General features: G+C 64.7%; 11 protein-coding genes. 8 read left to right on the top strand and 3 right to left on the bottom strand.

All coding sequences use genetic code 11. The annotated features are described in order from the left end of the window. Positions 1–70 precede the first annotated feature (70 nt). Positions 71–1,537 carry a protein adenylyltransferase SelO gene (locus tag ACVI1L_RS32445; RefSeq protein WP_456784742.1) on the top strand — a complete coding sequence of 489 codons (1,467 nt, stop codon included), beginning with the start codon at positions 71–73 and terminating at the stop codon, positions 1,535–1,537. Between the two features lie 109 nt (positions 1,538–1,646). Here the strand turns inward: ACVI1L_RS32445 and ACVI1L_RS32440 are convergent, their stop codons facing one another. After that, positions 1,647–2,636, bottom strand: a complete 990-nt coding sequence (locus ACVI1L_RS32440) for a zinc-dependent alcohol dehydrogenase family protein (protein ID WP_456784741.1) — start codon at positions 2,634–2,636, stop codon at positions 1,647–1,649. A gap of 101 nt (positions 2,637–2,737) precedes the next feature. Between ACVI1L_RS32440 and ACVI1L_RS32435 the strand changes: the two genes are divergently transcribed. From ACVI1L_RS32435 to ACVI1L_RS32410, 6 genes are all read left to right on the top strand, one after another. Beyond that, positions 2,738–3,637 carry a LysR family transcriptional regulator gene (locus ACVI1L_RS32435; RefSeq protein WP_456784740.1) on the top strand — a complete coding sequence of 300 codons (900 nt, stop codon included), beginning with the start codon at positions 2,738–2,740 and terminating at the stop codon, positions 3,635–3,637. A 117-nt stretch (positions 3,638–3,754) separates the two neighbouring features. Beyond that, positions 3,755–3,958 carry a hypothetical protein gene (locus ACVI1L_RS32430; protein ID WP_253590428.1) on the top strand — a complete coding sequence of 68 codons (204 nt, stop codon included), beginning with the start codon at positions 3,755–3,757 and terminating at the stop codon, positions 3,956–3,958. A gap of 25 nt (positions 3,959–3,983) precedes the next feature. Continuing rightward, positions 3,984–4,478 carry a YciE/YciF ferroxidase family protein gene (locus ACVI1L_RS32425; protein ID WP_028344824.1) on the top strand — a complete coding sequence of 165 codons (495 nt, stop codon included), beginning with the start codon at positions 3,984–3,986 and terminating at the stop codon, positions 4,476–4,478. A gap of 280 nt (positions 4,479–4,758) precedes the next feature. Further along, positions 4,759–5,280 carry an OsmC family protein gene (locus tag ACVI1L_RS32420; protein WP_456784739.1) on the top strand — a complete coding sequence of 174 codons (522 nt, stop codon included), beginning with the start codon at positions 4,759–4,761 and terminating at the stop codon, positions 5,278–5,280. A gap of 333 nt (positions 5,281–5,613) precedes the next feature. Continuing rightward, positions 5,614–6,837 (top strand): chromate efflux transporter, encoded by a 1,224-nt coding sequence (chrA, locus tag ACVI1L_RS32415; protein ID WP_456784737.1) that lies wholly within the window; start codon positions 5,614–5,616, stop codon positions 6,835–6,837. Between the two features lie 112 nt (positions 6,838–6,949). After that, the gene (locus tag ACVI1L_RS32410) at positions 6,950–8,062 is read left to right on the top strand and encodes an acyltransferase family protein (RefSeq protein WP_310879481.1); all 1,113 of its coding nucleotides are present in this window, start codon (positions 6,950–6,952) and stop codon (positions 8,060–8,062) included. Positions 8,063–8,213: 151 nt separating this feature from the next. Here the strand turns inward: ACVI1L_RS32410 and ACVI1L_RS32405 are convergent, their stop codons facing one another. Together ACVI1L_RS32405 and ACVI1L_RS32400 are read right to left on the bottom strand one after the other, a co-directional pair. After that, entirely contained in the window at positions 8,214–11,681 is a 3,468-nt protein-coding gene (locus ACVI1L_RS32405) for an ATP-binding protein (protein WP_456784736.1), read from the bottom strand. A 382-nt stretch (positions 11,682–12,063) separates the two neighbouring features. Beyond that, positions 12,064–12,786: a hypothetical protein gene (locus ACVI1L_RS32400; RefSeq protein WP_456784735.1), complete on the bottom strand. Its 723-nt coding sequence runs from the start codon at positions 12,784–12,786 to the stop codon at positions 12,064–12,066. Between the two features lie 733 nt (positions 12,787–13,519). Here ACVI1L_RS32400 and rnd point away from each other — a divergent pair. After that, positions 13,520–14,668, top strand: a complete 1,149-nt coding sequence (gene rnd / locus ACVI1L_RS32395; RefSeq protein ID WP_057019895.1) for a ribonuclease D — start codon at positions 13,520–13,522, stop codon at positions 14,666–14,668. The last annotated feature ends 211 nt before the right edge of the window (positions 14,669–14,879 follow it).

Here is a 14,879-nt window from a genome sequence, read left to right as displayed (position 1 = left end):
TTTGCTGCGATCCGGCGCCAGATGGGCGCCAATCGTTTGCCTATTCGGCCCGCAGGCCTATCTTCGGGATATGACCATTCATTTCCCGTTCCAGAACACCTATTCGGCGCTGCCGGCGAACTTTTTCGCCCGTGTCGCGCCGACCCCGGTCGCCGCCCCCCGGCTGATCAAGCTGAACCGGCCGCTCGCGGTCCAGCTCGGGCTGGACCCGGACCTGCTGTCGGCGCCGGAGGGCGCCGAGATCCTTGCCGGAAAGCGGCTGCCTGACGGCGCCGACCCGATCGCCATGGCCTATGCCGGCCATCAATTCGGGCACTTTGTTCCCCAGCTCGGCGACGGCCGCGCCATCCTGCTCGGCGAGGTCATCGACAAGGACGGCGTCCGCCGCGACATTCAGCTCAAGGGATCCGGCCCGACCCCGTTCTCCCGCCGCGGCGACGGCCGAGCTGCGCTCGGTCCGGTCTTGCGCGAATACATCGTCAGCGAGGCGATGTTCGCTTTGGGCATCCCGACCACCCGCTCGCTCGCCGCCGTCGTCACCGGCGAGCCCGTGATGCGCGAGACCGCGCTGCCCGGTGCGGTGCTGACCCGCGTCGCCGCGAGCCACATCCGCGTCGGCACCTTCCAGTTCTTCGCCGCCCGCGGCGACACCGACGGCGTGCGCGCGCTCGCCGACCATGTCATCGCCAGGCACTATCCCGAGCTGACGGACGCCGCCCAGCCCTATCACGCGCTGCTCGCCGGCGTCGTGGCGCGGCAGGCCGCGCTGGTCGCGCGCTGGCTCCTGGTCGGCTTCATCCACGGCGTGATGAACACCGACAACACCTCGATCTCGGGCGAAACCATCGATTACGGTCCCTGTGCCTTCCTTGATGCCTACAACCCGGCGCAGGTGTTCTCATCGATCGACGAGATGGGCCGCTACGCCTATGCCAACCAGCCGCGCATCGCGTTGTGGAATCTGACCCGGCTCGCCGAATGCCTGCTGCCGCTGTTCGCGGAGGAGAAGGCCATCGAGCAGGCGCAAGTGATCCTCGGCGAATTCCCCGAAAAGTTCACCGCAGCCTATAACGCCGGCCTGCGCGCCAAGGTCGGCCTGTTCACCGTGCGCGACGGTGACGAGGCGCTGATCCAGGACCTGCTCGACGCGATGGCCAAGAACGCGGCCGACTTCACGCTGACCTTCCGCCATCTCGGCGAGGCCGCAAGCGATGACGCCGCGGACGTCCGCGCGCAGTTCACCGATCCCGCGGCGTTCGACGAATGGGCCGCCCGCTGGCGCACCCGCCTCGCGCTGGAGCCGCAAGCGCCGGCCGAGCGCAAGGCCGCGATGCAGGCGGTCAATCCGGCCTTCATCCCGCGCAACCACCGGATCGAGGCGGTGATTGCGGCTGCGGTGAACTCGGATGACTACGCGCCGTTCGAGGAATTGCTGACGGTGCTGGCAAAACCCTATGAGGACCAGCCGCAGTTCGCGGCCTACGCCGATCCGCCGCTCCCCGAGCAGCGCGTGACGCAGACGTTCTGCGGGACGTGAGGTCTTTCCGCCGTCATTGCGAGGAGCGCAGCGACGAAGCAATCCATACCTCCGTGCATGCGAGCCGATGGATTGCTTCGCTTCGCTTGCAATGACGTTGGTGCGACCCTCACACCGTCACCACGATCTTGCCGAACTGCGTGTTCGACTCCAGGTACCGGTGCGCCTCGACGATCTCCTCGAACGCAAACGTCCTGGCGATGATCGGCCTCAAGGTGCCATCGGCAAGCTCGTCGAGGATGAACGCCTTCGCCGCGGTAAGCCGCGCGGGATCGCGCACGATCTCGTGCACGAGGTAGCCGCGCAGGGTCAGGCTCTTGCCGAGCACGTTGGCGAGCGGAAACAGCGTCGGCTCAGGACAGAGTCCACCATATTCGATCAGGATGCCGCCGGGTGCCATCGCCGCCGTCAGCGGCACGAAGGCGGGGCCGCCGACGGCATCGAGCACCACGCGCACGCCGTTCGGTCCCGCGATCTGCTCCAGCCTTGATTGCAGATCCTGCTCCGCCGACGCGATCACGTGCGCCGCGCCGGCCTCGCGCAGCGCCTGCGCCTTGGCCGATGTCCGCGTCACCGCTATCGGGACCGCGCCGATACGGTTGGCGATCTGGATCGCCGCGAGCCCGACGCTGCTCGACGCCGCTGTGATGACGACGAACTCGCCTCGCCCGAGCCTTGCAAGATCGACCAGCGCACCGAACGCGGTGAGATACTGCATCCACACCGCAGCGGCCGTTTCAAAATCGAGCGCGGGCGGATGCTTGACGACAAGCTCCGCCGGAAAGGTCGCGAGCTCGGCATGGGCCGGCCAGCGCACCATCGAGACCGGCGGCACGATGCTCACGGCATCGCCCGGCGCAAATTCTTCGACGCCTTCGCCGATCGCCGCGACAATCCCGGCGGCTTCCAGCCCGAGGCCGGACGGCAGCGTCGCGGTCTCGATATAGCTGCCCCGGCGCAGCGAGGCCTCGGCGCGGTTGAGCCCGAGCGCCTTGACTCGGATCTGAACCTCGCGGGGCGCCGGCGGCGCAACCGCGATCTCCTCGATACGCAGCACCTCGGGACCACCATGCTGGTGAAAGCGGACGCCGCGGGCCATGGGCGAACTCCAAAACAATTGAATGGAATGCCGCTATGCCCGGCGGCGATCGCCGGATAAATCACCCGGTAGCTCCGACAATCGAAACCAGGAGTTTTGAATTGGATCGCCTCACCAGCATGGCCGTCTTCGTCAGGGCGGTCGATCTCGGCTCGTTCGCGGCCGCCGCCGATGCGCTCGAGATGTCGGCCCCGATGGTCGGCAAGCATGTGCGCTTCCTCGAACAACGGCTCGGCGTCCGCCTGCTCCATCGCACCACGCGGCGGCAGAGCCTGACCGATTCAGGGCAAGCCTATTACGAGCGCTGCCGCATCGTGCTCGGCGAGGCCGAGGCGGCCGACGCGCTCGCCTCCGATCAATCGTCGCAGCCGCGCGGGCGGCTGCGGGTGACGATGCCGGCGCTGCTCGGCCGCTACTGCATCGTCCCCACGCTGCTGAAGCTCGCGCAGAAATATCCCGCGCTCGAGCTCGATCTTTCGTTCGGCGATCCGATCGCCGATCTGATGGAGGGCGGTCACGACCTTGCGATCAGGACCGGCGAGCTCAACGAGCAATCCGGCGTGATCGCGCGGCGCATCACGCGCCAGCGCATGGTGGTGTGCGGCTCGCGCGCCTATCTGAAGGCCCATGGCAGGCCGCGCACGCTCGACGAGCTCGGCCGGCACCAGGCGATCGTCTACCGCCGCTCGGGCCGCGTTCGCCCCTGGCTGTTCCCGCGCGCCGGTCTTGCGCCGCACGAGGTCTGGCCGGCCGGGCGGCTCAGGCTCGACGACCTCGAAGCCATCGCGGATGCCGCAGCGCGCGGCATGGGGCTGGCGTGGCTGCCCTCCTGGCTGGTGCGCGAACGCCTCGACACCGGCGCGCTGGTCCGCGTTCTCGGCGACAGCGGGGAATTTCCCTACGATTGCCACGCGCTGTGGCTGCCGACGCCGCGACTGCCACTCAAGATCCGCTTTGCGGTGGATGCGCTCGCGGCCGCGCTGCCGAAGCTCGTGGCGTAGCGCCGCGCCCCCGATTTGTTTGCAACGATTTCGCGCGCGCATCGTTGGCCGTGCAGCGCGGAACGTGCCGCCTCGTCCGATCCAGGTTCCGTGCCGCCGTGATGATGGAGCGCCAGCATGAACCAGCGCGATGACGACCTGAAAACCGCGATCGAGCGCAGCAACCCGAACGGCGTCGAGCCGCCCTTCTCCGAGGACGATCTGCAGCGACAGCAACTCGGGCCGCGCGGCGTGCCCGGGCAACCGGACCCGGCGAAGATGACGCCACAACGCGCCAAGAAGACGCCGGTCGATTCCGGTTCCGGCGGCCACACCGCTTGAACGCCGAAACAAGAAAGGATTCACGATGAGGATCACCAGCTTCAAGGACATGTATGTCGCCGAGCTTCAGGAACTCGCAAGCGTCGAGGAGCAGCTCGCCGTGGCGCTGGCGCGGATGGCGGAGATCGCCTCGCATCCGTCGCTCAAGGATGCGTTCAGCCGCCATCACCGCGAGACCATCGTGCAGGGCGAGCGGTTGAAGTCGCTGCTGCGGATGCACGGGGCCGATCCGCTGGAGCACACCGACCAGGCCATGCAGGCGCTGATCCACGAGACCGCCAAGATGGTCTCGCTGCTGCCCGACGACAATCTGCGCGATGCCGGCCTCGTCGCGTCGGCGCAGAAGCTCGCGCATTACGAGATCGCCGCCTATGGCAGCGCGGCCGCCCTCGCAGGCCAGCTCAACCTGCGCGACGACCAGCGGCTCCTGCACGACAGTCTCGACGAAGAGCGGCACGTCGACACGCTGCTGACGGCGCTCGCCAAGGGTGAGATCAACCAGGACGCCCTCGCCGCGTGACACGGCAGGATGGGTAGCCCGTAGGATGGGTAGAGCGCAGCGAAACCCATCAGCTCATCTCGCGAACGGCACCACTATGGGTTTCGCGGAGTTCTATCATCTGGACGCGCCTTGCGCGGCCCCGTTGGCTCTACTCATCCTACGCATCGACGCGCGCGGGAAAAATGCTGCTGCAAATTTCGCGCTTCGCGGAGCTGCTGTCGTTTTTATCTCGCGACTATTGCCCTGCATGGGCCGTTCGATCAGCCTCTCATGATCGATGCCATGGGGGAGACGAACGATGAGCTTCAGGTTCAAGCAGGTTTTCGCAGACACCCAACAGGCGCTCGGCGCCGATCCGGCGCAGGCGCAGGCCGTGTTCCAGGCGACTTCGCAACTCGGCGACGGCGTCAATAGCCGCGTTGCCGTGCGGCAATTCAACGTCAGCGTCGACGAGCCGCCGGCGCTGGGCGGCAAGGACACCGCACCGAACCCGGTCGAGTACATCCTCGCCGCGCTCGGCTCATGCCAGGAGATCACCTATCGGCTCTATGCCGACGCGCTCGGCATTCCCCTCAACGGCGTCTCCGACAAGCTGTCGGGCGCCATCGATCTGCGCGGCTTCTTCAGCGTCGATCCAGACGTGCGCGCCGGCTTTCAACAGATCGAGGCCGAGGTCGCCATCGACAGTCCGGCCTCCGCGGCTGACATCGCCCGGCTGAAGGAAACCGTCGACCGTCATTGCCCCGTGCTGGACATCCTGCGCAACCCGACGCCGGTGGATCTGAAGCTGCGCACCGGACCGCTCAGCGTGGCCGCCTAACGCGCCATGTGAGCGTTAACTCACTCTCTACCATGCGCCGAGGCCGGCTGCGGTAACCATAAGGCTTAACAGCGCGTCAACGCTCCCCCAACAAGTCTAACTGTTTCTGATGGGGAGAATGGCCCGTGGACGCATTTGCATTCGAATTTATGGGATTGGCGATGATCGCGCTCTGTCTCGTCGTGCTGGCGATGCCCGCCGCGCGCCGGCCGTCGAAGAACATCCGCTACGAGTGAGAGCCGCGAGAAATAAGGCGCTCAAACGTCATCGAATGGCGATATACTCGCGCTGACAAGTCCTGACCTGGACACAAGTTGCGGGAATTGACGACGCTTGAACAACACCGACGTCCCGCAGCCCGGCACACCGCCCGCCACCGCGAGCTCGACGCACTCGCCGCTGGAGGTGCTGCTCATCTTCTTCAAGCTCGGCGTCAGCTGCTTCGGCGGCCCGATCGCCCATATCGGCTATTTCCGCGACGAGTTCGTCACCCGCAGGCGCTGGCTTGACGAACAGGCCTATGCGGATCTGGTCGCGCTCTGCCAATTCCTGCCGGGCCCTGCGAGCAGCCAGGTCGGCTTTTCGCTCGGCCTGATGCGCGCCGGGTACCTGGGGGCGCTGGCCGCCTGGACCGGATTCACGCTGCCCTCGGCGATCGCGCTCGTGCTGTTTGCCTTCGGCGCCAGCGGATTGAGCGGCCCTGCGGGTAGCGGCCTGGTGCATGGCCTCAAGCTGGTTGCGGTGGCGATCGTCGCCCAGGCCGTCTGGGGCATGGCGCGCTCGCTTTGCCCCGATCGCGAACGCGCCTCGATCGCGACGGTCGCAGCACTCGTCATCCTCGCCAGTTCGTCGTCGATCGCGCAGATCGGCGCGATCATTCTCGGCGCTGTCGCCGGGCTTTGGTTCTGCCAGGCGCAACAGGCCAGCGGGGTCACCCATATCGCGATGCCGGTATCGCGCCGCGTTGGCGGCGCAGCGCTGATCCTGTTCGTCGCGCTGTTGGTCGGACTGCCGCTGCTGTCGCGGACATGGCCCGGCCTCGGCCTGTTCGAGGCCTTCTACCGCTCGGGCGCGCTGGTGTTCGGCGGCGGCCACGTCGTGTTGCCGCTGCTGCGCGAAGCCGTGGTGACGCCGGGCTGGATCGGCGACGATGCGTTCCTGACCGGCTACGGCGCCGCGCAGGCGGTGCCGGGTCCGCTATTCACCTTTGCCGCCTATCTCGGCGCCGTGATCGGCGGCCTGCCGGGCGCGATCGTCGGCCTCGTCGGCATCTTCCTGCCGGGACTTCTCGTGCTGCTCGCGGCGCTGCCGTTCTGGGATAGCTTTCGCAAACGGCCGGCGGCGCAGGCCATGATGCGCGGCGTCAACGCCGCCGTCGTCGGCATTCTGGGGGCCGCGCTCTACAATCCGGTGTGGACCAGCAGCGTCCACCGTCCGCTCGATTTCGGCATCGCGCTGGCCGGCTTCGTCCTGCTCACGGCATGGCGCGCGCCGCCGCTCGTGGTGGTCGTGCTCAGCGCGGCCGGCGGCATCGCCACGGGGCTCCTGCAATCGTGAACGACCGCGCGGTCGTCTCGCCGGGTGGATTAAGAACGCCTTCATGCCTCGCCGCCACGATAGCGGATATATGCCGAGCGCTTCTAAACAACCGGATCCGACCCGGGTTCCCATGCTGGACCTGCTGCGGCTTGCCGCGGTCGGGGCCGTGATCCTGTATCACTACGGCTTCTGGGGCGTGGCATCGAACGGCGTGCAAAAGGTGGCAATGCCGTACCTCGCCCCGGTCGCGCAATACGGCTTCCTCGGCGTCCCCGTGTTCTTCGCGATCTCTGGCTTCGTCATCGCCTATTCCGCCGAAGGCCGCACGCCGGTCGGTTTCGCGATCGCCCGCTTCAGCCGGATCTATCCGACCTTCGTCATCTGCATGACGCTGACCTTCCTCGCGACGCTGCTGTTGGGCCACGCGTACTTCCACGTGACGTGGGGGCAATGGCTGACAAACCTGTTCATCGCGGCCCCGATGCTCGGTCAGCCCTACATGGACGACGCCTACTGGTCGCTGGTGATCGAGGTCGTGTTCTACGTCTGGATCGCGCTGTTCCTGACCTGGGGCATCTTTCCGCGGCGCATCGACACGATCATCGTGGCGTGGATCGCAATCACCTTCGCCAACGAGCTGACCCTCGACGTTCCGCTGTTCGAAAAGCTGTTCATGGCCGACGACAGCGGCTTCTTCGCCGTCGGGCTCCTGATCTATGAGCACTACCGGGGACGGCGCGACACCAGGCTGTACAGCCTGCTGACGCTGGCGATCGGCACGGCGACGTTCCAGGCCGTGCACAAGCTGGAGCGGCTCGGCGTCCACACCCATGGCAGCTTCGATCCCCGCGTCGTGACGGTGATCTGCATCGTCTCGCTCGGCATCGTGTTCGCCGCCACTCGCATCAAGTCGGTAGCCCTGCCTGCAGGCCTCGTCAGGGCCGTCGGCGGCATCACCTATCCGCTCTATCTGCTGCATCTGCAGCTCGGCTACGTCATCCTGCTCTTGATCACACCAACGCCGGACGCGCTGTCGACCGCGCTGGTCGTGACGGGCATGGTGGTGCTGGCATGGCTCGTCTGGCGCTTCCTCGAAGGCCCCGCGCATTATCTCGTCAGGGACAGGCTGACGACCCTGGCCTCGCGGCACGGATGGCCGTCACGCATTCGCGCGAACGAAGCCCGGATCGAACGGGACGACGTTGCCTCGCCAATCGAGGCCAGCAGCATCGCCAACCGCTGATCAATCCGGCGCAAACCGCCGGAACAGCATCCACCCAACGTTGCCGCCCTAGCGAACCTTGGGCCGAAGCGAACACCATCATTCATCTGCGATGCGTGGTGACGACGATCAGGCGTAAGGGGGCGGATGGCGCCGGGGCGCCTCGCTATCCTCAGACCCGCCCGCTCCATTCATGATCTCCGGGCATTTCCATCGCCAGTTCATTCGCCAGCTCGAGCGCTTCCTTGACGTCAGGCGTACCTAGACCTTCCGTGAATGTTCGGACAACGGGTAGCAGCAGCTCGGCTGCTCGCGCCTGTTTGCCGGAATGTCGCCATAAGCGCGCCAGGCTGACAGCTGACCGTAATTCAAAGGACCGCGCGCTTTGCCTGCGCGCCAGCTCGATCGAGGCGAGGAACATTCGCTCGGCGGATTCAACGGACGATGATCTCGAATCATTGAGCGTCATCTCACCTTGCAGACGATAGATCTCGGCTTCGTAAAAATGCTCTCCCGTTCTTCTCCCGATCGCCAGTGCGCTGTCGAGTTCGTGCAAGGCAGCATCCGGCAAGCCGGCACTTGCATAAGCCTTCGCGAGCAGGCTTCTGAACCAGCAACTGGCTAGCCGGGCGCTCATGCCCTCGTAACCGTCGATAGCCATTCGCATCTGGTTCAATCCCTCATCGACATTCCCGAGCTCGGTCATCGCCCATCCTCGCAGGATGGTTGTCTGATGCTTCCAATGCAGGAAGCCGTGTTCCGATGAGAGAGCCAGTGCCCTGTTGGTGTAGTCGTGGGTCCCTTCGACATCGCGGAGATGCTGGCAAACGTAAGCGCCGAATGTCAGCGCAAATGACAGCGTGAAGGGGTGGCGAAGGTCTTCCGCTTCCGAAATAGCCTGCTGGCTATATCGGCGCGCCGCGTCAGGACGGCCCAGAAACCACGACACGTACCCGAGATACGAGAGCGAGACGATGCCAGGATGGATGCCATGCGTTGCCGTCAGGGCGCCGTGTAGATCAGGACTGTACAGATTCCTGAAGCGATGAAGGTGATGTTCGGCGGCGACAAACCGCCCGCGGTACAGCATGGTCATCGCGATCGCCCGATGCGCCTCGATCAGATATCCCGTCTGTTGCGTCGCGGACGAACTTTGGTTCGATGCCTCGCGCCTTGCGAACTGCAGGAGCTCCGCGCTCAGCTCATGCGCCCGTGCGAGATCGCCGCGGATGAAGTGGCACACCCAAAGTCCGCGCGTCGCCGCAAAGACCTTCGCCATGTTGCCAAGATTCCGGCCGAGTTCGAGTGCGCGAACATAGTTCTCCTCGACTTCCCGCACGGCGTATCCCTTTGCCGCGATCAGGGCGGTGCCCAGGGCGATGCGAAGCTCAAGCTCGGACTCGTTTCGGCCCTGCATGCCGGGTGAGGCTTGCAGAACCCCGAGCCCACGACGCAAATGACCGATCGCCTCCAGAGTCGCACCCTTCATTGCGGCCTGCTTTCCGGCCTTGAGCCAGAAACCCGCAGCCGGCTCGCTTTGTCCAGACTCGGTCAGGTGGTAGGCGAGAAGCTCCGGTTCGCGCTCGATCTTTTCCGGATATTTTTCGGCCAGCACGCGTCCGATCTTGGCGTGCAGCGTCCGTCTTTCCCTGTGCAACAAGCTTTCATGCGCCGCATTCTGGATCATCACGTGCTTGAACGAGTACAGCGCCTCCGGCAGAAAGCCGAAGCGGACGATTAATCCGGCTGCCTCCAGATGGTTCAGGGCGGCTTCGATCTGGTCCGCCGGCGCTTCGGCAACCTCGCGAAGGATCTCATAAGAAAACTCGCGGCCGATGGTAGCGCCGATCTGCGCGATTTTCTTGAACGATCCCATCCGGTCGAGGCGGGCCATCAGGGAATCGTTCAATGTCGCGGGAATAGCGAGCTGATGCCACGGACCGGACAAGACGTAACGTCCATGTTGCTCAGTCAAGACGTCGGATTCGAGAACGGCCTTGGTCAGCTCTTCAAGGAAGAGCGGCACGCCATCGGTTTTGACAATGATGTCCTCAATCACCTCTCGGGGAAGCTCCTTTTCTCCAGCCACACGTTCGACCAATATCGTGCGGACCTGTCGGCCGAGACGCTTGAGGTTCGCACTGATGGTGTGCGCGTGATCCTTCCAGCCCGGCTGAAACTCCGGACGACAGGTGATCACGACAAGGATCGACGTGGTGCGAACGTTCTCCACCAGCAGATCGAGCACGGCCCGCGAGGTGGGATCGATCCAATGTGCGTCCTCAAAATCGATCAGGAGCGTCTGCTCGCGCGCTTGCGCGAGCAGATGGTTGACGAGCGTGGCGATCGTCGCATCCTTCAGCTGTTGCGGCGAGAGATCCAGGGCCGCGTAGCGGTCCCCGGTGGGAATTGAAAGCAACGCCGCAAGGATCGGCACCACTGTGTCCGCCTCGCCGTTCGAGGCGGCGACACCAGCTTCAAGCTTTGTCAGCCAAAGCGCAGACGCGTTCTCGCCGTCAAGGCCGAGCGAGAATTTGAGATGCTCGATGAAGGGGTGAAAAGCGGTGCTGCTGTAATAGGGAGAGCACTGGAACGAAACTTGTCCGTGCTGATCACCCGCGATCCGCTCCCGCAATTCCTGAACGATCCTGGATTTTCCAATTCCCGGCTCGCCCGTCAGCAGCACGACCTGCCCCTCATGGGCTTTCGCTTGCTGCCAACGCGTGAGCAGCAACGCCACCTCTTCGGTGCGGTTGACCAGCGGCGTCAATCGGGAGCCCATGGCTGCGGCAAATCGCGTCTCGGCGCGGCAGGGCCGAACCACGAGCCAGGCCTGGGCCTTCGCGGATATCCCCTTCAGCGCGTGAAATCCGAAGTCCTGGTAGTCGAACTTTCCTCTCAGCAGGGATTGCGTCGAAGACGCAATCACGACGCCGTCCGGAGGCGCCAAGGCCTGCAGACGGGCAGCCAGATTTGGCGTCTCGCCGACTGCGGAATCGTGCTCCTCGGTGTCCTGTCCAACCAGGTCTCCGACGACAACAAGGCCGGTCGCAATCCCGATGCGCACACTGGGCCCATGACTTGCAACGTCGCGGGCGTCGCTCGCTCTCGCCGACGACAGGCTCCGTACAATTTCGAGCGCCGCACGCACCGACCGCTCGGCGTCATCCTCATGCGCATTCGGATAGCCAAAATAGACCAGAATGCCGTCCCCAAGGTAGCGGGCCGCGAAGCCTTCGTACCGCTTGACCACGCTGACGCACTTTTCCCTGAAGCTCGCGATCACGTCGCGGACGTCTTCGGGATCGAACTGCTCGGACAGCGAGGTCGAACCGACCATGTCGCAGAACATCACGGTCAGCTGGCGCCGCTCGGCGCTCACCGCCGCGCTTTCCGCGACGCTCCTACCGCCGGCGGGACCTTTTGCCGAACGGGTCAGGGAAGCAACCGCGCGCTGCAAGCGCTTGCGGTCTCCCAGCGGAAGTCCAAGTTCGACCAGATCCTGCTCGGTCAAATCGGGCAGGATGTCCAAACCGATGCGATGCAGGACAAAGAGGTCGCTATACTGGCCGAGATCAACGGTTTCGAGCCAGTGCTTGAGAGCAGCCTCCATATCGGCGCTTGGCTGTTTCTCCGGCATTGTGATCCGTCCGACTGCGGGCCATTGGCGACAATGGGCCTCGTTCGACGATGCCAAGGGACCTGTTTACCCCAGACTGGACGCGTTCACAAAGTGCGAAAACAAGGAGCAGACCGATCGAAGACGCACTCTGCCCTCGGTCACTCGGATATTCGAGATAGCGCACGCGCTGGTATTTTGGCCCTTCGCCGACTGCGATGGCGCTGTAGGCGAAACCAGAGTCGCCCCCTCGGGCGCCATCATCCAACCTCCGGCATGTTCGGTACTCGGCGCGACAAAGGCGCCCGGCGAACGACGGCGTGACTCACGAATTTGCGCGCGGAGCCATTCGATTTTGCGCGCTATGACAGGCAGCGCCTGCCACCGAGTTGCCCGTCTGGGGCTATCCAGTCCTTGGCAACGCTGCCCGGTGCCGTGACCAGCGATTGCTCGCCAATCCGGCACAGAACACCGCGTCAGCGCTGTTGGGGATGGTCTGCGCGAACCATCGGTCGACATCCGGCGAGGTTTGGGTCGTCGGCTCATCGCGATAGCGAAGCCGGCCATAGGCCCCCCGCATCACCATCGTCGTCTTCTCGACGGTTTGACGAGGGTACAGGGTTGCAGCCAGTTTGAGACAGAGATCGTCGAGATCATCCGCGTGCGTGTCCTCCGAGATAGCGGGCACGACGCTGCGGCACTGCGCGCGACCCAGCACGTAGATGACGGGATTTCTCGTCCGCCAGCACAAGCAGAAGTCAGCCGGTGCCGCCGGGTGACCGAACTCCGCCGTCATAGCGGCATCGAACATCCGCTTGAAAGAGCCGCGACCACGATGCGTGTCTCTGACGGCGGTACCCGAGAGATAGATCACCGACGTGCTGGCAACGGCGAGGCGCTGAATGATGAGGTAAGCCACGCATTCACCGCCGTGGTGGAGCAGGACAATGCCGTGGTCGGGCTTGAACGGAGAGTGTTCGCGGGACCAGAACTTTTCCTCCGTCAGCCAATTCGTGTCGATGATGCTGTTGATGCTCTCGAGCACTGCATCGCGGCGCTGTTCCGGGACTTCAGAGGCGATTTGAAACAGCTCGCTGGTGACAGCCCCGGGCTGCGTCGCGATCACGATAGCGGCTCCTCGTTGGTCATCAACTTCAGGTTGCTTTGGCAGAATACGGCACCCATGATCGGCCAGGCAAGCCGGCCCCGAGAAAGCTCAGCACTCCGGTTGACCCAAATCGCCATCCCGACGGCGCAAGCTCCCGCAGCGGCGCGCCCCACTACGACTGTCATCGTCCGCGAAAGCGGGCGATCCAGTACGCCGCGGTCTCTCGGTTCGAGCACAACTGTCTCTGGGATTCGACCGGTCGAGCCGGGCGATCAAAGCCGCAAGTGGGGACGCAACGACGGCGCGGTGCGCCTCGTCACCATGAGGGTCGGTTGCAGAAGTCCGCAAATGTCACAGCCCCAAGCGTGGCGGCGCATGACTTCGGAATAATGGAAAAATATCGCTGATTTGCCCGACGTGTCAAGTTGCCGTGTCGAACACCGCTAGCTGTCGGCTCCTTTGCATGGGGTTGTTTTCGATATTTTGGTCGTGTGTCCCGGCGCCAGCGGGCTATCACCTGTGGCGCTCAGCCCCCGTTCGTCATGCCCGGTCAAGCCGGGCGGTGACACCGAAGATGGCGGACGACCGACGAACTGCCGGCACGACCGGGCCGAAAACACCCTCGAATCACGCCCAATCAATTCAAAAACGGCCCGTCCCTCACCCCGCGCAGGGCCAAAATCCCTGCAAGACCCTTGACATAGCTGCCCTTTCGGCAGAACGCGTGTGGTCAAGCCGTTATGGACACTTCATGGATTTGATTAGCACGACCTCCGACCTCGCCGCCGCCTGCGACCGGCTCGCCAAACACAAGGTCATCACTGTCGACACCGAGTTCCTGCGGGAGACGACCTACTATCCGCTGCTCTGCGTCGTGCAGATGGCGAGCGCGGACGAAGCCGTCGTGGTCGACGCGCTGGCACCCGGCATCGACCTCAAGCCGTTCTTCGACCTGATGTCGAACGAGGCCGTGCTCAAGGTATTCCACGCCGCGCGGCAGGACATCGAAATCGTCTGGCACCTCTCCGGCACGATTCCGCATCCGATCTTCGACACCCAGGTCGCCGCCATGGTGCTCGGCTATGGCGACAGCATCGCCTATGACCAGCTCGTCGACCGCGTCACCGGCCACCGCCCCGACAAGACCCACCGCTTCACCGACTGGTCGCGCCGGCCGCTGACCGACGAGCAGCTCCACTACGCCGTCTCCGACGTGACGCATCTGCGCGAAGTGTTCGCAGCCCTCGATGCCGATCTGAAGAAGCGCGACCGCAGTGACTGGGTCAGCGAGGAGATGGAGGTCCTGACCTCGCCGAAGACCTACGACTTCCATCCGGAGCGCGCCTGGGAGCGGCTCAAGACCCGCGTCCGCAAGCCGCGCGAGCTCGCGGTGCTGATCGAGGTCGCGGCCTGGCGCGAGCAGGAGGCGCAGAGCCGCGACGTGCCGCGTTCGCGCGTGCTCAAGGACGATGCGGTCGGCGATATCGCCACCCATGCGCCGACTTCGCTGGAGAAGCTCGGCAATCTGCGCTCGCTGCCGAAGGGCTTTGAGCGCTCGAAATGGGGCGCTGACATCATTGCCGCCGTGCAGCGCGGGCTCGCCCGCGACCAGGCCATGCTGCCCAAGCTGGAGAAGCCGAGAAACAATTCCAACGGCGCGGCGACCGTCGAGCTGTTGAAGGTGCTGCTGCGCATGACCTCGGAGCGCCACGGCGTCGCCAGCAAGGTGATCGCCACCGTCGACGACCTCGAGCAGATCGCGGCCAGCGATCAGGCCGAGGTCGGCGCCCTGCACGGCTGGCGCCGCGAACTGTTCGGCGAGGCCGCGCTCAAGCTCAAGCACGGCCAGCTTGCGCTGGCGATCGACAAGGGCCGCGTGGTGCGGGTGGACCGGGGTTAGCGCGTCCGCCTGGTGCCCGCCAGGTTCCACCGGCAGTCGGCCAGTGGCCGAACGTGTTGCCCCGGAGTTCGACCGGCACAGGCTGAGGTTGCGTCACGCAAAACCACCGCGCTTGCTAAGGCGCAATTTTCGTGTTGCAATCCGTTCACAATCGGATTTGCGGCCGTTCGACTGTGCGTTTCGCGACGTTGATATCCAAGGCTTCGATGTA

The organism is Bradyrhizobium sp. USDA 4516, from assembly GCF_054055915.1.
The sequence above is the reverse complement of the archived record's forward strand: the minus strand, read 5'-3'. Positions and strand labels throughout refer to the sequence as shown.

What these genes read in the sequence shown, in the direction of transcription:
- ACVI1L_RS32410 (WP_310879481.1), top strand. Translation starts at nt 6,950, where the DNA reads ATGCTGGACCTGCTGCGGCTTGCCGCGGTCGGGGCCGTGATCCTGTAT.
- ACVI1L_RS32405 (WP_456784736.1), bottom strand. Translation starts at nt 11,681, where the DNA reads ATGCCGGAGAAACAGCCAAGCGCCGATATGGAGGCTGCTCTCAAGCAC.
- ACVI1L_RS32430 (WP_253590428.1), top strand. Translation starts at nt 3,755, where the DNA reads ATGAACCAGCGCGATGACGACCTGAAAACCGCGATCGAGCGCAGCAAC.
- ACVI1L_RS32440 (WP_456784741.1), bottom strand. Translation starts at nt 2,636, where the DNA reads ATGGCCCGCGGCGTCCGCTTTCACCAGCATGGTGGTCCCGAGGTGCTG.
- ACVI1L_RS32420 (WP_456784739.1), top strand. Translation starts at nt 4,759, where the DNA reads ATGAGCTTCAGGTTCAAGCAGGTTTTCGCAGACACCCAACAGGCGCTC.
- rnd (WP_057019895.1), top strand. Translation starts at nt 13,520, where the DNA reads ATGGATTTGATTAGCACGACCTCCGACCTCGCCGCCGCCTGCGACCGG.
- ACVI1L_RS32425 (WP_028344824.1), top strand. Translation starts at nt 3,984, where the DNA reads ATGAGGATCACCAGCTTCAAGGACATGTATGTCGCCGAGCTTCAGGAA.
- ACVI1L_RS32445 (WP_456784742.1), top strand. Translation starts at nt 71, where the DNA reads ATGACCATTCATTTCCCGTTCCAGAACACCTATTCGGCGCTGCCGGCG.